21 protein-coding genes are annotated in these 25,432 nt (G+C 39.8%); 12 read left to right on the top strand and 9 right to left on the bottom strand.

Translation table 11 applies throughout. The features are described from left to right. Nucleotides 1-103: 103 nt before the first annotated feature. From OCI93_RS11205 to OCI93_RS11190, 4 genes are all read left to right on the top strand, one after another. The gene (locus OCI93_RS11205) at nt 104-547 is read left to right on the top strand and encodes a hypothetical protein (RefSeq protein WP_261626431.1); all 444 of its coding nucleotides are present in this window, start codon (nt 104-106) and stop codon (nt 545-547) included. A gap of 16 nt (nt 548-563) precedes the next feature. Next, complete coding sequence (locus OCI93_RS11200) at nt 564-1,040, top strand: GreA/GreB family elongation factor (RefSeq protein ID WP_261592945.1); 477 nt, start codon at nt 564-566, stop codon at nt 1,038-1,040. Nucleotides 1,041-1,143: 103 nt separating this feature from the next. After that, nucleotides 1,144-1,359, top strand: a complete 216-nt coding sequence (locus tag OCI93_RS11195; RefSeq protein WP_261592946.1) for a TIGR02450 family Trp-rich protein — start codon at nt 1,144-1,146, stop codon at nt 1,357-1,359. A gap of 168 nt (nt 1,360-1,527) precedes the next feature. Further along, on the top strand, nt 1,528-1,728 hold the full coding sequence (locus OCI93_RS11190; protein WP_261626430.1) for a hypothetical protein: 201 nt from the start codon (nt 1,528-1,530) through the stop codon (nt 1,726-1,728). A 939-nt stretch (nt 1,729-2,667) separates the two neighbouring features. On the opposite strand, the gene OCI93_RS11185 is transcribed toward OCI93_RS11190, so the two are convergent. Further along, nucleotides 2,668-2,841 (bottom strand): hypothetical protein, encoded by a 174-nt coding sequence (locus OCI93_RS11185; RefSeq protein WP_261592948.1) that lies wholly within the window; start codon nt 2,839-2,841, stop codon nt 2,668-2,670. 384 nt (nt 2,842-3,225) lie between these two features. Here OCI93_RS11185 and OCI93_RS11180 point away from each other — a divergent pair, with 384 nt between their 5' ends. From OCI93_RS11180 to OCI93_RS11165, 4 genes are all read left to right on the top strand, one after another. Continuing rightward, complete coding sequence (locus tag OCI93_RS11180; RefSeq protein WP_261626429.1) at nt 3,226-4,242, top strand: transposase; 1,017 nt, start codon at nt 3,226-3,228, stop codon at nt 4,240-4,242. 1,303 nt (nt 4,243-5,545) lie between these two features. Next, nucleotides 5,546-5,740: a hypothetical protein gene (locus OCI93_RS11175; protein WP_261592950.1), complete on the top strand. Its 195-nt coding sequence runs from the start codon at nt 5,546-5,548 to the stop codon at nt 5,738-5,740. A 272-nt stretch (nt 5,741-6,012) separates the two neighbouring features. Next, nucleotides 6,013-6,303: a transposase family protein gene (locus OCI93_RS11170; RefSeq protein ID WP_261626428.1), complete on the top strand. Its 291-nt coding sequence runs from the start codon at nt 6,013-6,015 to the stop codon at nt 6,301-6,303. Further along, a complete protein-coding gene (locus tag OCI93_RS11165; RefSeq protein WP_261626427.1) occupies nt 6,282-7,091 on the top strand; it encodes an ISAs1 family transposase in 810 nt (269 codons plus the stop codon). The genes OCI93_RS11170 and OCI93_RS11165 overlap by 22 nt, the downstream gene beginning before the upstream one ends. A 305-nt stretch (nt 7,092-7,396) precedes the next feature. Here OCI93_RS11165 and OCI93_RS11160 read toward each other — a convergent pair whose 3' ends face one another. The 3 genes from OCI93_RS11160 to OCI93_RS11150 form a co-directional block, all read right to left on the bottom strand. Continuing rightward, a complete protein-coding gene (locus tag OCI93_RS11160; protein ID WP_261626426.1) occupies nt 7,397-7,882 on the bottom strand; it encodes a hypothetical protein in 486 nt (161 codons plus the stop codon). Nucleotides 7,883-7,891: 9 nt separating this feature from the next. Continuing rightward, nucleotides 7,892-9,928 carry an LruC domain-containing protein gene (locus OCI93_RS11155; protein ID WP_261626425.1) on the bottom strand — a complete coding sequence of 679 codons (2,037 nt, stop codon included), beginning with the start codon at nt 9,926-9,928 and terminating at the stop codon, nt 7,892-7,894. Nucleotides 9,929-10,515: 587 nt separating this feature from the next. Then, nucleotides 10,516-13,044, bottom strand: coding sequence for a TonB-dependent receptor plug domain-containing protein (locus OCI93_RS11150; RefSeq protein ID WP_410007631.1), 2,529 nt, complete (start codon nt 13,042-13,044; stop codon nt 10,516-10,518). Between the two features lie 703 nt (nt 13,045-13,747). On the opposite strand from OCI93_RS11150, the gene OCI93_RS11145 reads away from it, so the two are divergent. Then, nucleotides 13,748-16,411, top strand: a complete 2,664-nt coding sequence (locus OCI93_RS11145) for a TonB-dependent receptor plug domain-containing protein (protein WP_261592955.1) — start codon at nt 13,748-13,750, stop codon at nt 16,409-16,411. A gap of 86 nt (nt 16,412-16,497) precedes the next feature. Here the strand turns inward: OCI93_RS11145 and map are convergent, their stop codons facing one another. The 4 genes from map to OCI93_RS11125 form a co-directional block, all read right to left on the bottom strand. After that, a complete protein-coding gene (map, locus tag OCI93_RS11140; RefSeq protein ID WP_261626424.1) occupies nt 16,498-17,289 on the bottom strand; it encodes a type I methionyl aminopeptidase in 792 nt (263 codons plus the stop codon). Beyond that, nucleotides 17,282-17,494, bottom strand: a complete 213-nt coding sequence (locus tag OCI93_RS11135) for a ParD-like family protein (RefSeq protein ID WP_261592957.1) — start codon at nt 17,492-17,494, stop codon at nt 17,282-17,284. The genes map and OCI93_RS11135 overlap by 8 nt, the downstream gene beginning before the upstream one ends. A 65-nt stretch (nt 17,495-17,559) precedes the next feature. Next, nucleotides 17,560-18,783, bottom strand: a complete 1,224-nt coding sequence (locus tag OCI93_RS11130; protein WP_261592958.1) for a M24 family metallopeptidase — start codon at nt 18,781-18,783, stop codon at nt 17,560-17,562. An 8-nt stretch (nt 18,784-18,791) separates the two neighbouring features. Further along, entirely contained in the window at nt 18,792-20,033 is a 1,242-nt protein-coding gene (locus OCI93_RS11125) for an NAD(P)/FAD-dependent oxidoreductase (protein ID WP_261592959.1), read from the bottom strand. 252 nt (nt 20,034-20,285) lie between these two features. Between OCI93_RS11125 and OCI93_RS11120 the strand changes: the two genes are divergently transcribed. Genes OCI93_RS11120 through OCI93_RS11110 form a run of 3 tightly spaced genes read left to right on the top strand, consistent with a single transcriptional unit; the run spans nt 20,286 to nt 23,729 of the window. After that, on the top strand, nt 20,286-21,197 hold the full coding sequence (locus OCI93_RS11120) for a dihydrodipicolinate synthase family protein (protein ID WP_261592960.1): 912 nt from the start codon (nt 20,286-20,288) through the stop codon (nt 21,195-21,197). Nucleotides 21,198-21,201: 4 nt separating this feature from the next. Beyond that, a complete protein-coding gene (locus OCI93_RS11115; RefSeq protein WP_261626423.1) occupies nt 21,202-22,203 on the top strand; it encodes a 4-hydroxyproline epimerase in 1,002 nt (333 codons plus the stop codon). A 23-nt stretch (nt 22,204-22,226) separates the two neighbouring features. After that, entirely contained in the window at nt 22,227-23,729 is a 1,503-nt protein-coding gene (locus OCI93_RS11110) for an aldehyde dehydrogenase (NADP(+)) (RefSeq protein WP_261626422.1), read from the top strand. A 252-nt stretch (nt 23,730-23,981) separates the two neighbouring features. Here the strand turns inward: OCI93_RS11110 and rsmF are convergent, their stop codons facing one another. Next, a complete protein-coding gene (rsmF, locus tag OCI93_RS11105) occupies nt 23,982-25,421 on the bottom strand; it encodes a 16S rRNA (cytosine(1407)-C(5))-methyltransferase RsmF (protein ID WP_261626421.1) in 1,440 nt (479 codons plus the stop codon). Between the last annotated feature and the right edge of the window lie 11 nt (nt 25,422-25,432).

The raw sequence follows: 25,432 nt of genomic DNA, 5'->3' as shown, positions 1-25,432 counted from the left end.
TCAAATTTTGGGTGAGAACCTGCTCGATTATTCATCAATATAGATTATATACAAATTCTGCATTACCATATCGGTGTTTTGCAAAAGCATATTAGGATAAATAATGACCAAATGCTGGCTTTACGCACTTGTTGCTGTGAGTTTATTGAGCGCATGCTCAGACCCTTCAAACATTATACATGAAAGTTCAGAAAAAAGTGAAAGTTCCTTACAAATAGATAATTGCACTTTGGCTAGCCCATGTGCAGGGCAAAAAGGTATTGCGCTTTGGTATGACCAAGCCACTATTGTTGGAGAAGAAGCATTTACAATTGAGTTAAGCGTGCCTCAAGGTACTCAAATTGTGTCTGCCGTACTATCTGGTGAGCAAATGAATATGGGTTATATCCCCGTATTTTTTAAACAGAATTTAGATATGCGCTACAGTGCTCAAGCAATGGTAGGGCTATGTACCCAAGCGCTTATGCAGTGGCGTTTAACGGTGACCATGTTAGACGTAAACTCTAAAAAGTATGAACAAGTGTTCCCTTTATATGTAAGTCAGTAAAAGTTTGAGAATGAAAATGAATAAAATACATGTTTTAGAACATATTAAATTTGCGTTAGAGGCAAAACTAAGCGAAGCAAAGCAAGCTGCTGATAGCGCTTTACAAGATGCAACCCATGAGCAAAGTGCTGCAGAAACGCAATATGATTCATTGAGTATTGAATCAGGGTACTTAGCACATGGGCAAAGTGAGCGCGTTAATGAAATTCATAAATCAATTGTGCTTTTTGAACAGAGCTACGACTTAAATCAAGCAAGGTACATTATTGTTGGTAGCTTAATAAAAGCAGTCGATCTAGCTGACAAGGTGCATTGGTTTTATTTTGGACCTTGTGAAGGGGGGCTCAAAGTAACCATTCAGCAACACGGTATTCTTATTATTACCAAAGATTCACCAATTGGACAGGCAATGTATGAAAAAGCGCTGGGCGATGAATGCGAATATAAAGTTGGCAGCGAACTTTACAATTATGAAATAAGAGAAATTTTATAGTGCAATAAAATAAGCATTACGTGTTGAGTGATTGAACTTAAATTTTGCAACCTTCGTAATATAAATCGTGTTTTTAATATAGCTAAACAATTACGAGACAAGTATGAACAAAATAAACCCTACTAAATTGCATAATAGCAAATGGACAGCAATTAAATCGGTAAATAGGGAGAAGCATTTCTTAGTATCGGAAGTGGAGTTTGATGAAGAAGGGGTTGTTATTTTATGTAAGCTAGAAGCGGTTACTTCAAGGAACGAGTATTCAATTAACTGGGCCGAACTTAAAAATCAAGATAAATGGGTGCAGGGTTGGAAGTAGCTCACTGCTAACAATGATATAACTATAAGCTCAGGTATTGTGTTCTATGAACACTTGGTAACAAGCGTTGTTTTTGTTCATTCTGCATATTTCAAAAAAGCTGGAAAAAACATTAAGTTTACCATAAATTAACCATGCATTAAAAATAACTTGTTAAAGGAGATGGTAATGCAGTTGAGACTTAATAAAAAGAAAATGAAAACTTTATCTAAAGACAAAAACTCGATACCACTTGCCCAAACACCTGCGATTGGTGGTGGTATTTTGACAGAGTCGCTTTGCGTGACATACAGTCATGGTGGTGGTTGTGGAACTGTGGCTCCCACTGTGCGTGATTGCAGTGCAGGCTGTATAACTTGCCAATCATAATGACAGATTTAAGCTTGGACATATAGCCCAAGCGCTTAAGAATAAACTAATGTTTGGATGCTTTCCTTGGTTAACTCCATTTTTATGTCGCTGCAATCCAGCTATATAAATTACCGCGATAGGCTTTACTAAATAGCACTCATATTGTTGTCTGATCATAGTTAATTGATTTATTAATTAAAAAGTATTTTACATCGTTTGCTATGTGACAATAAAGTATCGTTTACAGTAGCATTAAGCCAGTTTAAAGATATGAAGGTTTATGCCAAGTCTTGGTTGGTTTTTTTCAACGTGTCAGTTGCAATTTTTGACCATTGCAGTTGCAACTTCAATTCAGGAGTAATGAGCACAAGAAAAAGCATCTCCCCCAATAATATAAAGTAGTCCAACAGGGAGTTTCATTTAATTGTTTGACGAAAACTCTCTTGCCATCCTTATTAATAGTATGATCAAAAAGTACTAGTTTGGCTAAATCGATGTCAACAGCTTTAATATAACTATTTATAGCGGCTTAAAGAGTTTTTACGTAAAATGGGTGTATTACACAGGCACTCAAACTTAAGTGGTGTTTATTTCTTATTATTGCTTTTGTCGCTATGCAAGTTGGTACAAATTAAATTTGTGATGGTAATTCAGGTAAGTGTGCGTAAGTGGTTCAGCTGGGATGTTATCAATCATAGAAATATCTGAAAAATATGCGGTGCAAATAAGGTCACAAGGGGGTTGAAATTTAAACACTGGTTGACTGGAAAATTAATTACCATAGGTAGGCACTAAAAATGCAAATATCCTATAGGCACAATTAGGTAACATTGGTGTACAATTAATACGTAGCAAGTGTGGTTTGCTCTTTTTAAAGTGACTGTCCATTTATGCTTGCTTAATATTACTTTATTTTTTATAAAGTGATATTAAGCAAGTGATTTGGCCCCTTTCTTATTATCGAAGGTGTGGACAATTCAAAGATGTTGTGTAGCAAAGGACATGCCTTGACGTCCAAGAAATAGAATTAGCTTGTTCATCACCACCAGCAATTTTATTGGTTTCTAAACTATTAATTTCCTTTGCAGAACTAAGTGTTTTTAAATTTTTTTTCTTTAACTTAATTTTCATTTTTAATCCTTAATTAAAAATATAATAACCTCACTGATTATTTCAGTTAGACTCAAAAAAATCAATATATATTATCTTTTATGGGTTCTCATTCTGGGGGAGTTGTTTCCTAAATAATTGAACTTCTCAGGCTTAGTGCGATCTGAACATCAAATTCACTAGCCCAACGGCTAACATGAAAAAGAAAATCAGAAATTGGTCACAATACAATTGAGCTTTAATACAGCGAGGTAACATGAACCTTTGGCTAAGTGATAGTATGACTTTAAGGAACAAGGTGAGAAGGTGAGGTGAGGAACAAGAGAGGTGGGACAGGCACAAATTTCTTGCATAATTTGGTAGGTTAACTACTGTTGATATATCCAGTTTGTGTGAGCAATTCAGATGACAAGAGCAAGGAATGCTTTAATTGATTTGTCAGCAACGCCTTATTACCATTTAATAGCACGGTGTGTTCGTCGTGCTTTTTTGTGTGGGGAAGATAAGTATTCAGGAAAGAACTTTGACCACAGAAGGGAGTGGTTGGTTGAGAGAATGAAGTTACTCAGTAGTGTATTTTCGATAGAAATAGCGGCTTATGCGATTATGAGTAACCATTATCACCTTGTTGTGAAAGTAAATAAGCAAACCGCGCTTGATTGGTCAGATGATGAGGTTATTAGGCGTTGGTATCAACTTTACAATGGTGATTCATTGGTAGATAGATATATCAGCGGAGAAGTACTTGATGATGCAAAGATGAATTTCTTCAATGAAATAGTGGCAAAGTGGCGTTTGAGGTTGTATGACATTAGCTGGTATATGAAGAATTTGAACGAGTTCATAGCCAAAGAAGCGAATAAAGAAGATAATTGCACAGGTAAATACTGGGAGGGCCGCTATAAGTCCCAAGCTTTGTTAGATGAAAGTACATTATTGAGTTGCATGGCGTATGTAGATTTAAATCCAATCAGAGCGAATATGGCAAATACGCTTGAAGAGAGCAATTTTACGTCAATTCAAGAACGGTTGCTGCACTTTAAAGCTCAGATAAAGAACAGTAAAAAAGCACAATTAAACCCTTCCCAAAACATCCCTCAGAAAGGTGACCGAGCCGATATAAGCCAACCTGCGGAATTAAAGCCATTTGGTGGAGAGTACATAGCAGGCAGCATCCCATTTAGCCTACTAGATTATTTGGAATTGGTAGATTGGAGTGGCCGACATGTACATCCAAAAAAGAAAGGCTATATAAGCCACTCGATACCAAGAGTATTAGTGGCTCTCAATATAGAAGAAACGGTATGGTTAAGGCAGGTAATAAGGTTTAGGCGACAATACGCAAACTTTGCAGGGAGTAAACAAGCTTTAAGCCGACAGGCGGCAAAGAATGACGTTAAATGGTATAAAGGGGCAGGGTAACACAGCACGTCCTCTGTATAATATAAAAACCATCAAAACGTAGCTAGAGCATATCAGCCTGCTGTTTTGCTTTCCTTGAACTCGATAAATTCGCGCTGTAATAGCCAGAGTGACAGAAAGTAATATTTGTAATGTATTTCACCGTGAACATATATTGATGCTGTTAATGAAATTACTGATACACTTCCAGGTTGAACGTGGCTTGCAATGATGAATGTACAATTATGTGTCTGTCCTATGTTGCTACATGTCTGTCCTATGTTGCTACAATTATGTGCCTGTCCTATGTTGTCCTATGTTGCTCAATTATGTGCCTGTCCTATGTTGTCCTAACATGTCTGTCCTATGTTGCTACAATTATGTGCCTGTCCTATGTTGCTATTCATAAAAATATAGATGCTGAATTAGCGGATGAGAAAAAGGATAAAGCTATCTTTTAAGTTAGTTTTTAGTAGTACATTGAAGGAGAACGCCTTTCAATGTGACTATCAGTTACACCTTTTAAAGCAAATTTCTATAGCATAAATGGCACCAACTCTGTTACACCGAGCTGGCTAAGGTACAGTTTAATACATATAAACCTTAACTCTGTCAATAGGCATTCGTAGTCTTTTTGACCGTTTTTATCCAGTGACGGTCAAATTCTAAATCAATAAACAAACTCGTTTACTTCGTTTGTCGATGTGGCTGTTAAGCGAGTTGCTACGGCAAACAAATATAAGGTGCGTCACGCCGTACTCTCTTATTGCGATCTCATCGCAGCCTGTTACTTTGCTCTTTCTTATGGGTTCGCAGGGGGCACTAGGTATTCTTCGGTTAACCTCATAATGGCGCTATTCAAGGTGGCAAGTTTCATTATTGTGATCTAGTTAGTTTAAGGTGCGTAACGCAGTTATCAAGTCAGGTGTAAGCGACTTTGCTTATTGTATTAATGCACACGTACTGAGCGTCTAATCAAGCCAAGTGGTTTAGGCCGTTAGGAATATAATCAGGTTATAGTTAAATGGCCATTTTCTCACTCAATTGACGCTGACAATGGGCTAATGCACAAGCATGCTCTAAAATAGTAGGGTGAGATAGGCGTTATGCTTGTAGTTTATATTGAAATGTTGACCTATGAATGAGTTTATTCTAGTAATTTAGAGGATATTAAAAATAAACCCATTTATTACCTGAACAATATGTCTGTTGACTGAACCACACCTAGTAACATTCATACGTTGACTTTTACTCCTTGAATTGATTAGTATCATTAACTGATGAGCCATCATGGTTTATCAAATTATTTTAAAAGGAAATAAAAGTGAAATTGAAATTAAACAAAAAAAAAATAAAGAACTTAACTAATGATGTTAATGAATTACCAAAAGATATGACGCCTCAAGTTGCTGGGGGGTTTTACAGCCGCAGAGGTCAATTTGGCTGTGGAAGCTGGTGGCGCTGTCAAAATCCAACAGAGAATAATATAGTTCCAGCAGATAATACTAACAAGTTGTAATTTTTTTATCTTTAAGTGATTGGCAAGAGTTAATCACTTATGAAGCTTTTTTTAATTGATATTATATCAATTGCATTAAATAAATGTTAGACATTAAGAATAGATAATATACTTAATGTCTAATTCTAGCTCATTGATAGGAGCTTGAAATATTTGCAGATAAACTCTGTTAATAAAACTAAAGTAGACATATATGGCAGGGCAAGATCATGAACTTTACCTTGACATAAATTTATGATCTTATACTGCTTTTTAAATTAAGCAGCCCAATTATGTCAGCCAATACGTTGTTCAAACACTTTTCTTCCATTGATGACCCACGCCAGCAAGGCAAAGTACAACATCCATTATTCGATATCTTGTTTCTAACAATCAGTGCAGTAATCGCAGGTTGCCAAGGTTGGGAGGAAATTGAAGATTTTGCCCATGACAAACTAACTTGGTTACGTAAGTTTATTGCGTTAGCTAACGGCGTACCGCGGCACGACACGATTGCACGGGTTGTAAGCCGCATCGACTTCAAGCCAGTTTCTCTCAATGGATGCAAAGCTGTAGTGAGCTAACAGACGGCAGTGTTGTTGCCATTGATGGAAAAAGGCTAAAAAATTCATTTAAACAGTCAGATAGAAAAGATGCTATCCACATTGTCAGTGCGTTTGCCTGTGAAAATGGCGTGACGTTAGGTCAATGTAAGGTCGACTCGAAGTCCAATGAAATCAAAGCTATCCCTGAGTTACTTCAGTTGCTAGAGCTAAAAGGTTGCATAGTGACCATTGATGCTATGGGTTGCCAAAAGGAGATAGCAAAGAGAATTATAGGAAAAGAAGCGGATTATTTGTTGGCACTAAAAGCCAATCAGGGCAGCTTATTTGAGCAAGTGATACGGCTCCTACAGCCAGAAATAACACGCCAGATAGCCTCTAATGGCCTGTTGAGTGAAGTAGATTACCAACGAGGTCGAGAAGAATTCAGAGCAGCTGTTGTATGCCATGATATGGCCCAACTCCCAGCGAGTCATGGCTGGGCCCATCTACGTAGCATAGGCGTGATAGTATCTTACCGTAAATCGAATAATCAAAAGCAAGGTGAATTAACATACCGATATTACATCAGCTCTGCGAACTTGAGTGCACAGAGGCTAGCCGAAACTACACGGGCGCATTGGCATATTGAGAACCGTCTTCATTGGTGTTTAGATGTAGCAATGAATGAAGATGGCTGCCGTATACGCCGAGAAGGCATAGCAGAAGTGTTTGCTGGTGTAAGGCATATTGCATTGAATTTATTAAAGAAAGAGACATCCTTTAACAAAGGTGTGCGCGCTAAACAGCTAAAAACGAGAGCTATTTAAAAAGGTATTGAATAGCAAGTGATTTTTCATGCTCTTACCCTGCTATTAAATTCACTTACAGCAAGCACATATTGTTGCATTACGACGTAATCTCTAATAGAAATATTACCCTGCTTATAAAATTTTAAATAGCAGTTGTGGCTTTTTGGTGGTACTGGATTAGAGGTTTTATTAGCTGTAGCTTTTAACAATAGCTCTTTAGGTTTATCTACTTGTGTTACTTAAGAATGAAGTGAACAGCGCAAGTTGTTAAAGCGGTATAGCCTAGGTGGTTATACCGCATGTCAACCAGTTATAAATTTACCTTATTTAATCGTAAATACTTGAGACGCCGTATTAGTGTCAAACTGCCATTGGTAAATTTGCGGAGATGTTAGGGGGTCATACACCCAAATAGCGGCCGTCAATTCTATATTTTGATAGGGCAGTTCAATCATTGTATTTAGTCCATCTTGCGTAAGTGGGCCTTGGTAATAGCAATCTGAATAGCTTATCTCTTGAGCGGTGGCTTTACATACATTGATATAAGCACGTTGCATGACTAAATTACTTGCAACTTGAATATTTACTTGTACATTTGTTTCTAGGTTAAAGTTAGGTGCAATGCTCAAGTTAGCTAATGATATTGAGCTATGATTTTCGCTATTATTGTCATCTTGAGCTGCGCTCGAAGGTGCTGTCGCTTCATTACTTATTTGGGTATTTTGAACTTGGCTCTGACCTTGTTCACTGCCACCACCGCATGCACTTAAGGTTGATAACATAATGATTGAGATAGTTAGTGATTTCATAATCGTCTCCTAATAGCTGACTAAGCTTTCATCACTGGGGGTGAGAAACCAAGCGGTGTTTTCTGCGCCACGAGATTCAGCAAAAGATGCTAACTGTGGATAAGCTTGCAATATATCTGTGTGTTCTATCGGATGGCGCCATTGTGTACCAACCTTTATAGCAAAGGGTAAACCGCTACTCGTTTGATAGAAGCCGTTGCTAGATGAGGCATCATCTGCTTGATTTAGATAGCTTGGGTCAAATGCTTCAGTGGGTGCTTGGTTTTTTAGATGCACTTCCCAGCCTCTGGCGTTGGCTACACTCACAAGTGGGCCATGGTCAAAACCATTTACGCCAAAGATAAACGGATCAAGGTTGCTAAAACCAACGTTATTGGGTGATTGGGCTTCGTTAAAAGGTAAAGTAATAGAAAATGAAATGCTCTCTTGTGATTGACAGTGGCGCTCAGTTCTAAAGTACTTACACCCAGACAGCACAGGGGCTACTGCCTTGGTGTCTGCAAATAAAATTAAAATTGCTTCATTGCGACCGTTTTCAAGTGGTGAGTTTGTTTGCAGTTGCCCGTTGATTTCGTATCGAATTAAAGCTTGATTTACCGATGAAGCTGCAATATTTTGAAATCTAAATGCAAAACCATTACGGTGACTTGCACCAATTGCTTTGAGTGAACCATCAATTTTATAGCGTTTAAGTTGTTCACCAACCTTACTCATTTGTACCTTGTATGTTACGACTACATCATTGAAGTCATAGTCACCTTGCTCGGGCCAAAAATCCTCGAATGCAATTGTCATCCAATCTGTTGATACGGTTGCGATACCGCTATTACTGACTGTAATGGCATAGTCTTCAACTTCTCCATTAGCCACACCCCCTGTGAATGAAATACCTGGTTGATCAGATAGTCTAAACCTTGCCCATGTTGTGCCATCGGCTGCATTTTCAGGTACGGCTAACAATAACCGGTTTTGTCCTGTTGAAGTGGCGTAATCTTGGACTACACGTTCATTGTTATCAAAAGTACCGCTTTGATCCCAATCAATCCAAGCATTCAAATACCCAGAACGTGATGAGTTGGCGAGTATGAGCGTATCTAAGCCAATTTCAAACCCAGTCACGAAATCAATGCCGTCATCTTCATCATTGTCTTTAGGTTGATATTCTGGTGTAACTTGAGTACCGAGAAACAAGTCGCCGGTTTCATGACGAGGTCCATTATCAGCTAATTTTGTTAAATAGCTATTTGGTGCATCACCAAAGTCGATATAAGCGGGTTCTGAATCATCAATAATGGGAGCTATCGCACAACGAGCGCCGTCGTTGCTAGATGAGTCAGGCCCATAAGCAAATAATTGATTGTTTGAAGGGTTATCAAGGTCAATTAAAAAGACGTTGCCATCGCTATTGCGGCTGATGTAAAAGTTGCCATCAACATCAAAATATACGGCACCAAATGTGCCGGTAATGCCAGTGTTGCCTAGAGCAGATGATGTGCCATTCAACACATCAATGCGATGTAATACACCGTTTTTATCTACTGAGTAAGCAAAGTCTTCATCAGGATGAAATGCCAAATCAAAAATTTGCAGATTTAACTTTGCGCCATCAACCACACGGTTTGCATTTAGATAGTCTTCGTTGTTTGGGTCTAGGCTTACTTTGTATAGGCCAAAGCTCGCACCGCGGCGATATGCATAGTAATGATTTGTTTGCACAGAGACATCACCAACATAAAAACTAGTCTTGGCAAATCCACTTACGGAAAGTGATTCAAGTTGATAGTCTTTACCGATTTTGGCCAAATTACCGCTTTCATAATCCCAGCCATATAGGTAGCGATCATGAACACTAAAGCCGACAGCATTAACTTTATTATTGGTCCCCATGTCATTTGCTAATGTGTTGTAACTTCCTGATACCAAGTTAACGCCATAAACCGTAGCGGTATTACCTTGGATTAAAAAAGCTTTGGATGGACAGGTATCAAAAGGAGTGGCAAATGAAGCTACACTCCATAGAACAGAACTTAATAGGTAAGCTTTCATGCTGTAACCCCTAAAGTGAATAGACAGCATAATCCTGCAATACAAAGGCCAAGTTTAAGCTTTTGATTTGTATGTAAATTAATTTATTCTGTGTTAGCTGAATTAATTTGCGTTGCAAATTGCTAAAGGAACTGCCAAGTCTACGATTGTACCTAATCATAGGCACTACTGACAAAGCAGCCTTGCTGTATGATGATTGTGTTGTTAGGAGGCACTGACAGTATTAGGGTATGTTGATCTTTGCTGTGTGTTTTTGCAGCAGTCATTCGGGTATTTTGGCAAGGCAGAACCTGCGTCGCATAGTTATTCTATGTAAGTCAGGTGATAACGTAGAAAAAATGCTCGAATGGCGCTGCCCAAAGGGTTCAACCAAAGGCTTCCACTACTTTGTCATTCGCAACTGACATAAATTATTATGCTGCATTACTCATTTCGCGTAATGAAAACCTTTGATTTGAACAAAATTCATACCTCAAAGATCAACAGACCCTAGCTATAGTCAGTTTTTAAGTCGGATATTTTTTAATGATGAGAAGAGCAAATATAAGAGAGAAGCGTCAGCTTCACCTTTATATCTCGTAGCCAATTTAAAAACTAAAACTTACTTTAGCATAATAAGTCATACCATCGAAGCCATATGGTAGGGCGCGCAGTGGGTAGCGCATGGCACCATTAGTGATAAAGTTAAGTACTTCGTCCTCTCCTAATTCATCGGGAGTTTCGTCAAATAGGTTGTCTATGCCTACCGAGAGGTTTAAGTTTTCAGATAATTGGTAAGCAAAGTTTACATCAACCAAAACAGCAGCTTCAACTGTACTATTATCTTGCCAATCATTAGTTGGCGATAAGAAGTCAGGTATCACTATGTGCTTACCTGCAAAGTAGCTCACCTCAGTTTTGCCAAAATAGTTAAACCTGATGAGTGAACTCCACTTATCTTGTTGATAGTCAAAAGTGAGCGTTGCGCGTTCTTGTGGCTGTCCATGGGTTAAAAATGAACGTCGTTGTTCATCTAGCACAATGCTTTGAGGAATACCTTGAGGTGTGTTTACTCTATCAATCTGCGTTTTATTTTTATTTGCTGCAAAGGTGATATCAAGCTCACCACTGGCCATCCCTACTGAGTACGATGCGATTAAATCTACCCCCTTAGTTGTCGAGTCCAGTGAGTTTGAGAAGAAGTTACCTTGTACAGCACCTGTTGCATTGAGCGCAGCATTAGCGGCAGGAAATCCAGTTAACTCGTCACTGTTGACACCAATAAAGCTGCCGAGATTAATTCTGTCGTAAATTTTAATTTGATAAAAATCTAAAGTGACTGACAAATCATTACTAACATCCCATGCGAAGCCAAGGTTGTAGTTATCAGATGATTCTAGGTTTAGGCCATCTACCCCTAATGCAGCTGGAAAGGGGGCACCTGCTGTGGCGGTATAAGACGTGGCTAATGAGCCATCGCCGCCTAATGTAGTGGTGAAAGCTGTATAGCCAGATTGCTGTAGAGATGGTGCTCTGAAGCCAGTCGATGCGGCTGCACGTATTGCTAAGTTTTCTGTGACTTCGTAACGTGTTGCCAATTTCCAGATAGTATCATCATTTGAGTTAGAGACATCTTCATAGCGCAGCGCAGCGCTGACTAACCAGTCTTCATTGAGCAAGGTCTCAGCTTCAAGATAAATGGCGTAGCTTGAACGGTCAGCTTGGTTAGCGGCATCGGGTCTTAGCCCTTGATAAGCTTGAAAGCCGCAATCGGCAAATACATCAGGGTCAATAACCGATGCAAAAGAACTTCTAGCATTAGATGCGCCACAGGCATATGAAGCAACTTCACCCGGTACAATTTCGTAGTTCTCTTTACGATACTCAGCGCCAATAGAGAAGTAAATTGGCTCGCTACCTGAGACGTCTACAATACCATTTATGTCTAAATTAGTGGTCCATTGGTCAAATCTGAAGCCGCCAGAATAGCCGCCTTTGGGACCTGCATTATCCGCGATGTCTTGGGCTGAAGCATTAGGGTTTTGAGCAAGAAATTGTGCCGCGTAAGATGAATTTATGGTGTTAGATGATGAATAATCATATTGGTTTTCACCATAAACAGTTGATAAATCGAATGTCCAATCAGGTGTAAACTCACCTTTAAAACCTACAGCAAAAGATAAATCTTCAGCTTCGTTATCTATTCGGGGTAAAAAACCATCTGGGTATACTTGTGGCACGTTTCTTTCTGCACGGTTAAAGTCACGATAAAAGCCGTTACCAAATGCGCTGCGGTTTGAAAAACCGGCAAAGGAATACAGCTCATTTTGACCAATAGGTAAAGCCGCATTGTAAAATAGAGAAATAAATTCACTGTCAGAGTTACCTTGTCGCCAGCGAACGCTTTGTGAAAGATCCCCTGGTGCAGTGGTTGATGAACCACCGGTATCTCGTTGCGCTCTATTGGTGCCTTCAGCATCTCGGTACTCGACTGATAAATTGACAAAGCCACCTTCATTACCAAGGTCAAAGCCTCGGTTTAAGCCAAATGAATAGGTATCACCATCACCTTCGCCTGTTGAACCGCCTTGCACAAAGCCAGTCGTAACGCCGGTACTGTCATTTAAGGATAGGTTTATAACTCCCGCAATGGCATCAGAACCGTACCTTGCTGCAGCACCATCTCTGAGTATTTCTACATTTTTTAATGCCATTAATGGAATCGAGTTCATATCAGTGCCCGCAGCACCGGCACCAACAGTGCCAGATAAACCAAATATAGCTTGGGTGTGGCGACGTTTACCATTGATAAGCACCAGTGTTTGATCGGGTTGCAAGCCCCGAAGCGTAGCTGGACGAAATAAATCAGAGCCGTCAGATACCTGAGTTCGGCTAAAGTTAAAAGAAGGGGCTATTGATTGTAGGCTTTGGCCAAGCTCGGTAAAGCCGCCTTTATTAAGTTGCTCAGTATCTAAAATATCAATAGGTGAAGTTGATTCCGTCGCTGTTCGGTTAGAGACTTTTGAGCCGAGCACAGAGATTGTTTCGATACTCTGTTCATTGGTCTGCTGTGCCATGGCTGCAGTACTTGCAAGAAGTGCCAGTGCTACTGGCGATAGTTTAATAGATCCTGTCATAATTTTTACTACTCTGTTGATTATTATTTATTTAACTGGCTGAGCGCAGGCTTGAAATTGGCATAAAAAAAACCTCAGTGCAATGACTTTAGAATGAAAAGTTTACGTAAATACAGATGCCGGGTCATTTCCTCATTTTAAGCTGACTTGAACCTAGTCGCTTTTATCGCGACGATTCAAGTATGTGTTTTGACCTGTCATACTTTGTGATTTGGTTTAAAAGTTCTATGACTGGCGTACTTCATATATAGAGTCTAAGCAGTCGATATAATTGATTGTGGGTAGCAGCAGGTTGCTATCGACACTGAAATTTCATGCTATAGGCGTTTATTAATAAAACGCATTTATTGCTTTAATGTAAATAATTTGATTGTAACTCTTTTGTTATTCAGTGAGTGGTGTTCAAAATATGGGCTTTCATTGTACGTTGTTTGCATGAAATAGACACTAACTGTAACAGTTTAATCTAAAAAATTTACTTTGTAGTTACAAGTTTGGCAGTGCAACTATTTGTGCTGTTTAAGGGCGCACAGTTAATAACTTATTGATTTGAATATTTTATTTTTACGTTACTTGCGATAATGAGAATTATATTTAGCAAACATGTGAGAAAAGTACCGAATTGTACGTTGCTTAAATATATGGTAGAACAATACGAGTTAATTAAAACAATAACTTACACAACAACAGGGAAAAGAAAGTCATGAAACCTATATTTACATTAAGTGCATTGTCAGCAGCAATGTTACTCGGTCAAACTCAGCTTGCTGTTGCAGCCGAAGAGAAAGTTGAACGTATCGAAGTGACTGGTTCTCATATTAAGCGAACAGATATGGAAGGGCCATCTCCAATTCAATCAATCTCTGCAGGTGATTTGGCTGCTACTGGTTCTACGGACTTGATTGGTGCGCTACAAAAACTACCCGTTGCAGGTGCTGGTACATTTAGTACACAAGGTAACTCAAGTGATGATACTGCAAACGGAGGATCGAGTGTTGCGCTTAGAGGCTTAGGTGCATCTTCTACACTGGTATTGATAAATGGGCGTCGTGTGGCTGTTAGCCCATTTGCAAAAGACATAGAAACATCTTTCGTTGATTTAAATACCATTCCTGTCTCATCTGTAAAACGTATCGACATTTTAAAAGATGGCGCATCGGCTACTTATGGCTCTGATGCAGTTGCTGGGGTAATCAATATTATTTTACGAAATGACATTGATGGCTTTGAAGTTTCAGGCAAGGTTTCTGATACTGCTGATGGTGGTGGTGAAGAGCAAAATTTTACCATTTTATGGGGGTCATCAACAGACAAAGGCCAGCATAACTTTGCACTAGATTATTTCAAGCGTGGTGATGTATTTTTCGGAGACAGAGATTATACAGCGACAGCGGATCAACGTTTTAGAGGCGGTAATAATTCATTAAGTTCATCAGGTTTTCCTGGTAGTGTTGAAGTTGTAAGAAGCATGCTTAGCGACGCTCAATGGGAAAGGCTACCTGTCACAGGTGTAGCAGATGATGGGACGCAAATTCGACAAACTATATTTGCTGATGTATGGGGTAATGATACCTGTGCGGATAATCTAAATATTGGTGATATTTGTCGTTATGACTATGCACCACATATGTCTTTAATACCTTCAACAGAGCGATTTAGCTTTAGCTACAATGGGGTTCAGGAAATCTCTGATGATGTAGAAGGATTTGCTGAATTTTCGGCGCAGCATGCATCAACATTTATTCAAGGTGCAGGTAGTCCAAGTTTTACTGAACTCACAATGCTTGGTGACAACCCAAACCATCCGTTAGCATCAGATCCTAATCACTTTTTACATGGTGTCGATATTTCCATGCGCCGTCGTACAGTTGATATTGGCAATCGTAAAAAAGATGTAGATTCAGAATATTACCGAGCAGTGCTTGGCGCACGTGGTAACTATAAAGATTGGGACTGGGAAGTTGCTTTTTCAACAATTCGCTCAAGTGCGGTTGAGAAAGGCTTTGATGGGTTCCCGAATAAGCGTTTAGCGCAAGAAGCCATTGATATGGGCTTATGGAACCCGTTTGAACCAAGTACAAATACAGCTCAAGGTTTAGCGTACTTTGAGACCACCACAACACGTTACGGTTCATCAACCATGCAGTCTTTAGATGGCACGGTCTCTGGTGAACTATTTGAACTGGGTGCAGGCTATGTGTCTGCAGCATTTGGTTTTGAATCACGTCGCGAGAAAATTGAAGATAACCCTGATGCGCAATACTTAAGAGGCGAAATTTTTGGTACAGAGGCAACTCAAGCCAATGGTGACAGAGATAACACTGCGGTATTTGCTGAGTTTAGTGTTCCTGTCCTTGATACTTTAGAGCTGCAACTGGCGATACGTCACGAAGATTATAGTGACTTTGGAACAACTACCGACCCTAAAGTAGCATTTCGTTGGGCACCCATCGACTCGCTAGTACTTCGTGGTTCATGGGGGACTGCATTTAGAGCACCTTCTTTAGTGCAGCTTCATTTAGGTCGTACGGATGAGTCACCGTCAGTTATTGATAAAGAACGCTGTCGTCAAACAGGTGCAGAAGCCGATTGTGAACCGACAGAGTATACAGCAGTTGTTGCGGGTAACAAAAAACTACAGCCGGAAGAGTCTGAAAACTATAACTTAGGTGTTGTTTGGCAAGCAACGGATGATTTTAGCATTGGTGTAGACTATTGGAATTATGACCAAGAAGATTTGATCAAAAAAATCGGCGCGCAAAAGCTCGTTGACTGCTGTGGTACCGATCCTAACTTTGTTGTACGGGCACCTAATCAAGGCAGCACAATTGGGCGTATTTTAAGAATTAATGACACATTCGTTAATATCGGTGGACGTGAGACAGATGGTTTTGATGTTAACTTAGCCTATGCGCTTAACACTCAAGATATGGGTGAGTTTAAGTTTCACTACAATTTAACTTATGCATTAAACTTTGAAGAACAGTCGTTTGAAAGTGATGAAAACGGTAATACAACTACAGTGCGTGAAGATTTAAACGGTGAGCACGAGCACCCTCAATATCGTTGGACTGCGGGTGTTGATTGGGCAAATAATGATTGGTTAGCCACTTTAAATATTAACTTTATTGATTCGTATAATGACTTAGCAGATAGTGCTGGCAATAAGTTCGAGGTTGACTCTTGGACAACGTACGATGCAACTGTCAGTTACATAGGCTTTAAAGATTTAACGTTGACGGTAGGGGCTGCAAACTTGTTTAATGAAGAAGCACCACAAATGCCTTCAGATTCAATGGGAATAGATGCTAAAACCCATACATCACTTGGTCGTCAAGCTTATTTAAAGTTTGACTATAAGTTCTAATTTTAATTAAAAATAGATGATAAAAAGCTCAGTTTATTATTTACTGGGCTTTTTATTATGAATCAATTTTAAATTTGAAGTGCTTGCTATAATAGTGCCGATAATTGAGCTGCTTCTTCTGCTCGCAACGTTAATACTTCATAACCCGTGTTAGTAACTAAAATAGTGTGTTCAGTTTGCGCTGATAATTGCTTATCTTTGGTAACCACAGTCCAACCATCTTTGTTAGTTTTGACCTTTGCACTACCTTGATTGAGCATGGGCTCAATGGTGAATGTCATACCAGCTTGCAATTTTAATCCTGTGTTGGGTTTACCATAGTGCAGCACGTTTGGTGCTTCGTGCATTTGTTCACCTATGCCGTGTCCGCAATACTCGCGAACTATACTATAACCATTTTGATGAGCAATCTGGGCAATAATATGACCTATATCACCAAGGCGAGCACCAGGTTTAACAAGTTTTATAGCTTGCCACATAGCTTGCTGGGTTACTGTTACAAGTTTTTTCGCTTCTTTGCTGGCATTTGGCATTATATACATTTTACTTGAATCGGCGATAAAACCATTTTTCTCTAACGTGATATCAAAGTTAATAATATCTGTGTCGGTTAATACGTCAGAGTCACTAGGCATACCATGGCACACCACTTCATTTATTGAGCTATTAAGCACAAACGGGTAGCCATATTGCCCTTTAGACGCGGGTCGAGCATTAAGCTCATTAACAATATATTGCTCAACTAGGTTGTTCACTGTCATTGTTGTAATGCCGGGCTTAATAATGTCATCTAACATCAAAAACACTTGGGCTAGCAACCTTCCAGACTCTTGCATTAATTCGATTTGCTCAGGGGTTTTAATTATAACGTCATTCATGCGAGGACTCTTGTGAAGGGTGTTGTTTGGCCTTTTTTGCTAACTGTGCCTGAATTAACTGAGTAAAAGTTTTATCAGGGTTTAGTTCAGCTAAACGGCCCATTTTTATCCAAAACTCAGCTTGAGAGTTTATGGAGCGAGACATCACCTGACATGTTGCACGTAATTCTTCGTGTAACTCATCAGAAATTTTCACGATACCCAAAGTATACCCCTTATATATGTTTTATATATGAATTGTATATTTTGGGCAGTGTACATGTAAAGAAATTAAAGTTGATTTAACCCAAATGGGTCTTCAAGGCTATGACTTGGCTGAGTAAACCACTTTGGCCCTTGCTCAGTGATGTAAAAGTGATCTTCAAGGCGAACCCCAAACTCATTTGGTACTACTAGCATCGGTTCATTGCTAAAACACATACCTGGTGAGAGTATTTGCGGATTATCTTTGACTAAATAAGGCCACTCATGAATATCTAATCCAATACCGTGACCGGTTCTGTGCGGGCAGCCAGGTAAGTCATAGTCAGGGCCAAGCCCTTGCGATGCTAAATAGCTGCGTGCGGCATCATCTACATCACCACATGTTTTACCTACTTTAGCGGCTGAAAAAGCGGCCAATTGCGCATTTTTTTCATGCTGCCAAATAGTGCGCTGGCGCTCATTGGCTTCGCCAAACACATACGTTCTGGTAATATCAGACAGATAACCTTCTACCTTACAACCGGTATCAACCAGCACTATGTCACCTTGCTTTAGTACTTGTGGCTCTTTGACACCATGTGGGAATGAACTTGCATGACCAAATAAAACAATGCAAAAGTAGTTGCCAGTTGCACCTACTTTTTGGTGAGCCTGATTAATAAACGTTTCAACTTCTGTTGTGGTTATACCTTCACAAAGCATGCTTGCTGTCGCTTTGTGTACCGCTAGAGTCATATCCATCGCTCGTTGAATTAAGGCGATTTCATTGTCTGACTTGTGCATTCGACAATGTGCGGTTACAGGTTGAGCGTTGATAAGCCCCAATGCTGGCGCTGCTTGTCGAATACCATCGACAACAAAAAAGGCGGTGCTTTCATCGACTCCAATGGTTGCATTATCGGCGATCCCCATTTTTTTTAAAACATGCGCAAAAAGTGTGTAAGGACTTTGATGTTCCTGCCAATCATTTATTGGACCTGCAACGATTTGATAATCTAACAATGAACCAATTTCAAATGTCGGAGCAATGAACTCAATGTTACCTACAGCAGGTAAAATAGCGCCAACCATACGTTCACTTGCATACCATTGCATGCCGGTAAAGTACTTTAGATTAGTGCCGGCATTTAAGTAAATTGCAGCAATACCATTTTGTTGCATATAGCATTGTGCGTTTGCAATACGTTGTAAATATTCATTATAATTAATAGGTTGCACATTTTCGCTCATATTTCCAAGTGTATCGAGAGCTTGTTGTTGTGTTTGTGTACCAATGCCATGTGTTGTCATGTTGACTCCTAAAATCTATCAATTCTATATGGGGTTAAATCGAGGCAGGGTGACTCGCCTTGACATAGCTGAGCGATTAATTTTGCTGTAATAGCTGCTTGAGTTAGGCCTAGATGCTGGTGGCCAAACGCGAAAAATATATTTTCACAATTTGGGTGCGAACTGATCACAGGCAGTGAATCAGGTAAAGATGGCCTGCAACCCATCCAAGTATGTTGCACCTGACACTTTTCAACATCAGGAAGTAACTTTTTTGCGTGTTCTAGTAGCATAGTTGCGCGCTGAGTGTGCTCAGGGGCATGTAATCCTGCAAATTCAACCGTTCCTGCCAAACGCAAACCTTGCTGCATAGGGGTGATAATAAATTGCCTTTCAGCGGATGCAATTGGGCGAGATAAAATATGGTGCTTATTAAGCATTGCATGGTAACCCCGTTCAGTATCTAACGGTACTTTAAATCCAAGCTGCTTGGCAAGGGGTTTACTCCAAGCTCCTGTACAAATAACTACTTTATCAAATTGATACGTTTCGTCTGCATCAGTTGTTGCGTGTATGACGGTTTGAGGTGACAAGGTTTTAATAGCTGTTTGTAAAAATTCACCACCACCGGCTTTGAACAAGTCAAAAATATGTAGACATAATTTATGAGGTTCCACGCTGTGACCCACATCAGTAAAGTAGAGTGCATCAGTGATCAGTTCATTGAGGTTTGGTTCGAGTTTATGCAGTTCTTTTTTGCTAAGCCAACGAACCGCAATATTCTGTTCTTGGTAGCGAGTATAGATCTTTTCTATTTCTGCCTTTTTGGTTCTCTCGAAAGTTAGTAAAGAGCCTTTTTTAATGATCAATGATTGATAGTCACTATCAGTGAGCAGATCTTCATACGCTGATAAGGCATTTTCATTGAGCGCTCTAATTGCTTGGGTGTGTGCATCAAACGATTTACTACGCATGTTGAATACAAAGCGCCCAAACCAAGGCAGTATTTTAAACAGGTATCGCCAATGGATAGCCAGTGCACTATTAGGGTTTAACAACATACTTGGTAGTTTGGGTAACAAGTTTTTATTTGCCAGTGGAAAAACCTGCTCAGTAGCAAAGTGGCCGGCATTACCTTTAGAGCAACATTCAGCTATGCCTTTATCATCAAATAGGGTGACATGGTAGCCTAAATCTTGCAGCTTTTTTGCATTGCAAAGCCCGATAATACCTGCGCCGATCACGGCAATTTTCTGTTTGTTTTTTATCATGCACTTTTCCTGCGCCATCAAATTTTGGGATATTTAACTCAATAAATGTTCAAATTGCATGTGTACTTTTCAGTGTTTAAAGTATTTATTTAAGCGATATCAAAAATGATATATCACTTATAAAACAATATATTGAATGTTTTTTGTTGAGTGTTTAAGCATGAACAAAAATAATTATTTTATTTGCATATTGATTATTGTATACAATATACCTAGAATGGTAAACACAAAAACCAGTAAGGAAGTAATAATATGATCGATTGGCAAGGGGTTTACCCAGCAGTAACCACTCAGTTTAATAATGACGGCAGCATCAATTTTGAGACAACAAAAGGGATGATTGATGCACTTATTAACGAGGGTGTCCATGGCATTATCGTGTTAGGTACTGTGGGTGAAAATTGCTCACTTCGTATTGAGGAAAAACGTGAAGTGTTAAAAGCGGCTAAAGATGTCGTCGCAGGTCGTGTCCCTTTGTTAAGTGGCGTGGCTGAAACAACAACTCAATTTGCTGTTGAATTTTGCCAAGATGCAGAACAAATCGGTATTGATGGTTTAATGGTACTTCCGGGTATGGTTTATCGTTCAACTGAACGTGAAGCCATTTACCACTATCAACAAGTTGCGCGCAGCATGTCATTACCAGTGATGATATACAACAATCCCATTACCTATGGCGTTGATGTATCACTTGAGGGTATGAAAGTACTGGCGAATGAGGACAACATTGTTGCTGTAAAAGAAGCAACAGAAGATACACGCCGTATCACAGAGTTACAAAGCGCCTTTGGTGAACGATTCACTATTTTCGGTGGTGTCGATGATATTGCGCTAGAGAGCTTGATGTTGGGTGCTACAGGCTGGATTTCTGGGCTTACTAATGTATTTCCAAAAGAGTCTGTCGCGATTTACGAGCTTGCGCGTCAAGGTCGCTATGAAGAAGCAAAAGAAATATGGCGTTGGTTCTTGCCGTTATTGCGCTTAGATACTATTCCAACGTTAGTGCAGTGTATTAAATATGCAGAACAACTAGCAGGTCGAGGCTCTGAAGTAACTCGTGCGCCGCGTTTAAGTTTGGAGCACAATGATAAAGAGATGGTCAGTCGCTTGTATGATGAGGCGGTGTCTAACCGTATCGACTTAAGCAAATTTAATTTGGATTAAGCATATGCGCAAGGGGACATTTGCATGTATTGACGGCCATACTTGTGGCAACCCTGTGCGCTTGATCACCAGTGGTCACCCCAATTTGCGGGGTGACACTATGAGTGAAAAGCGCCAGCATTTCATGTCTGAATATGACTGGATCCGTCAAGCTCTTATGTTTGAGCCTAGAGGACATGACATGATGTCCGGTTCTTTCATTTATCCACCAACGACGGCTGATGGGGACGCGAGTATTCTATTTGTTGAGACTTCAGGTAGTTTGCCTATGTGTGGCCATGGCACAATAGGGACTGTTACTTTTGCCCTTGAAAATGGACTAATTCAACCCACTCATAATCACAAACTCAAGTTAGATACACCTGCAGGTCGAGTCGATGTTGAATATTTACTGCAAGATGACAAAGTCCAATGGGTAAAGTTATTCAATGTAGCCGCTTATTTAGCCTATGAAAATATAATCATTGATGTGCCAGAACTTGGTCTGTTGAATGTAGATATATCATATGGTGGTAATTTTTACATTATTGTTGAACCACAGACGAATTTCCCTGGCATCGATAAGTGGAGTGCATGTGACATTTTAAAATTTAGCCCACAGATTCGCAAGGTTGTAAATCAAACTCTAGAGTGTGTTCACCCTTTAGATGCAACGGTTAAAGGTGCATCCCATGTGCTTTGGACAGGCCAACCAAAACATAGCAGTTCTAGTGCAGCAAATGCCGTATTTTATGGTGATAAAGCGATAGACCGTTCTCCATGTGGCACAGGTACTAGTGCTCGAATGGCACAGTTATATGCCAAAGGTTTACTTGCAGTCGGGCAACAATTTGTACATGAAAGCTATATCGGTAGCCAGTTCGTTGGTTGTATTGAAGCAGTAACGGAAGTAGCGGGTAAAACGGCGATTTTACCCAGTATTAGGGGGTGGTCAAAAGTGACGGGCACAAGCAATATTTGTGTGGATGACAGTGATCCATATGCATTTGGCTTTCAAGTGATTTGAACAGAAATTTATAGGAGCGAACCATGGAAATTAGTGGTGCAAGTTATATTGCAGGACAGTGGCAACAAAGCGATAGTACGCAGGTCTTTTTTGGCTTTTCGCCAAGACAAAATCAGTCTTTAACTACGCCTATTTATGAGGCAACTTCACAGATGCTGGAAGATGCGCTTAGCAGTTCAGCACAAGCGTTTATTGAATATCGACAAACAAGCTTTGCACAGCGGGCAACATTCTTATTTGCAATTGCACAGGAGATTGAAGCACTAGGTGATGCCTTGCTTGATATCACTCATGAAGAAACTAATTTGCCAATCGCACGATTACAAGGGGAGCGAGGGCGTACAATTAATCAGTTGCGTGCATTTGCGCAAGCATTGGAACAAAGTCACAATGGTTTATTGAATCTAAATGTTCATGATCAAGCAGATCCCCAAAGAATACCACTGGCGAAACCGAGTACTCAGCTAAGCCATTTGCCTGTTGGAGTAGTCGCGGTGTTTGGAGCATCCAATTTTCCTTACGCTTTCTCTACTTTGGGAGGTGATACTGCCTCAGCGCTTGCAGCTGGTTGTCCAGTAATTATGAAAAGCCACACTGCACATCCAGCAACGAGTGAGATGATGACAAAGGCAATCGATAAAGCAATTCAAGAAACGAAGATGCCCAAAGGCGTATTTTCGATGATACAAGCTAAAAATTATGATATTTCACATCAGTTAGTAGCAGCTTCACAAATCAAAGCCGTTGGTTTCACTGGTTCTTTCACCGTTGCTCAAAAATTGATGGAAACAATTTCAAAGCGTAGTGAACAAATCCCATTTTATGGCGAACTGGGTAGCATAAATCCGCAGGTTATTTTTGCCAGACATGCTGAGCTGCATGGCAGTGAACTTGCTCAGCAATTATGCCAATCGTTGCTGATGGGCAATGGCCAGTTTTGTACGAGTCCAGGCCTTTGGTTGATCCCTTCGAATAATCATGCATTTATCAAGACTGCAAAAGAGCAGTTGAACGCGAGTCAATCAGATACTTTGCTAAGTCCTAATATTGTTAACAGTTTTAAGTGTAGTATTGAAAGGTTAAAAGCAACGTATGGCGTCAGTTTGATTGCTCATGGGCAATTACAAGCCGAGTTTCATGCGAATGCCCATCTTTTCAGTACTGATGCTACAACCTATTTAGCTAACACCTCATTGCATGAAGAAGTGTTTGGCCCTGCTGCATTGATAGTAACGTATGAAAATGATACTGAGCTGGCACAAATTGTAGATAATTTGGATGGGCAGCTAACCGCGTCAATTCACGGTACAGAGTCTGATTTTATAAGTCAAAACGTGGTTATTGAGGCATTGCAGTATAAAGTTGGACGACTCATTGAAAATCAAATGCCTACAGGAGTTGAAGTGTGTGCTTCTATGAATCATGGGGGCCCCTTTCCCTCTAGTACAGATGTCAAAAGTACGTCGGTTGGTTTAAATGCAATGTTGCGATTCTTAAGACCAATATGCCGACAGCGCGCTGGCTAATTGTTGCTAAAAATTAAGCAAAAAAAGGCCCAGAGCAAAGGAGTACTCTGGGCTTAGGGTATGGCTCTGAGGAGCCAATGCGTTACTTAAAAAACACCTTCATACATTAGGGAGAAGTAGAAAGTAATTTAAGTGTAGCTAATTATTCATAAAAACTACAAACATATGCAGTATATTTAAAACTAATATAAAACAAAGGGTTGTATTGCATATGCTTATTTGGTCTAAAAATACACAAAGGATATCTTCAAGTTATACCCAAGTTATCAACTGAGCATTACTCACTAAATCTCGTGACAAGTTGTTTTTAATTTTATTTTTTTGCCACTTCCCTAAACCTACTGGTGCACCACATAGCGTTAAAATAACTTCATGCGTGTTTGTTGTAGGTTGCGCAAGGCGAATATCTTTGCCGTGAAAGTAATCTTGAGCTTGTTGTTGGTTCATTGAAAAGGTATTTTTTGTAGCAAGCTTGCCAAGTGCGGTTGCAAATTCATGCTCAATGCGCACGCCATTTTTATGTGTTGTCCCTAGTTGTATGCCAAGTCTTGAATACTTTATTTTATTTTGAACCTTTTCTATCGCATCAGGGAATAGCCACAACTCTTTATCTCGGCTCATAAGCTTACCTTGCAGTGCTTGAATGCCAAATTGCTTTTTAATATGTGCATTAAAGTTGTCTTGAAGTTTGCTCGGTGTTGGTGAAAAAGGAAACTCGCCTTTTTTAACTTTTTGTGCTGAGTGCTCTACTGAACTTAACTTTTTAAATCGAGCGATAAAAAAACCTTCGCTATCATAAATTTGTGGCCATACGTGTAGGAAACCTTGCTCCGTAGTCGCCTTTTCAGCGCCGGGAAATAAGCGATCGAGTGGTTCAATTTCAATGTTGTTTACAAACTCTTCTAATAAAGCATAACACACCTCTTGATTTTCTAGTGGTGTGAGGGTGCAAGTTGAGTAAACTAATGTTCCGCCAGGTTTTAAAGCTAAAAACGCACTTCGGATCAGGTTCTTTTGTACCTGAGCAATCTCAATATTAGATTCAATCGACCAGTTTTTTAAGGCATTTTCATCTTTTCTAACTGTGCCTTCCCCAGAGCAAGGGGCATCAAGCAAAATACTGTCAAAGCATTCAAACATGTAGTCGCCAAAGATGGTGCCATTAAAATGCGAAAGGGCACAGTTTGCAACACCCATTCGCTTCATATTAGCGGCGAGTATTTTAACTCGTGACGACGATAACTCATTGGCTATTAGTAGTCCTTGATTATTCATTAATGCAGCCAGTTGCGATGTTTTTGACCCCGGAGCGGCAGCCATATCGAGTACGCAATCACTCGTAGTAAGTGCATTGATTAACGCTTGCGGTGGTAACATTGAGCTGGCTTCTTGTACATAAATACAGCCGCTTAAATGAAGATCTGTATTACCGATTGGTAGGTTTTGTTCTTCGTCTTGTGAGCGGGTAAGCCAAAAACCATTGCTGCACCATGGTATCGGCTCAATATGCCAATTGTTCTTACTACAATATTGTATAAAGTCATCAACTGACATTTTTAGGGTGTTAACCCTTATTGAACGACGAAGAGGACGCTGACACGCATCAACAAAGTCATTAATCGATAAGTGACTGGGAATATAGCTTTTTACATCATCTAAAAATGACTCTGGGATATATGTTGCTGTGTTCAAAAGGGGGCCTA

The organism is Pseudoalteromonas holothuriae, from assembly GCF_945859825.1.
GTDB classification, from domain to species: Bacteria; Pseudomonadota; Gammaproteobacteria; order Enterobacterales; family Alteromonadaceae; genus Pseudoalteromonas; species Pseudoalteromonas holothuriae.
This window is presented reverse-complemented; position numbering and strand designations above follow the sequence as displayed.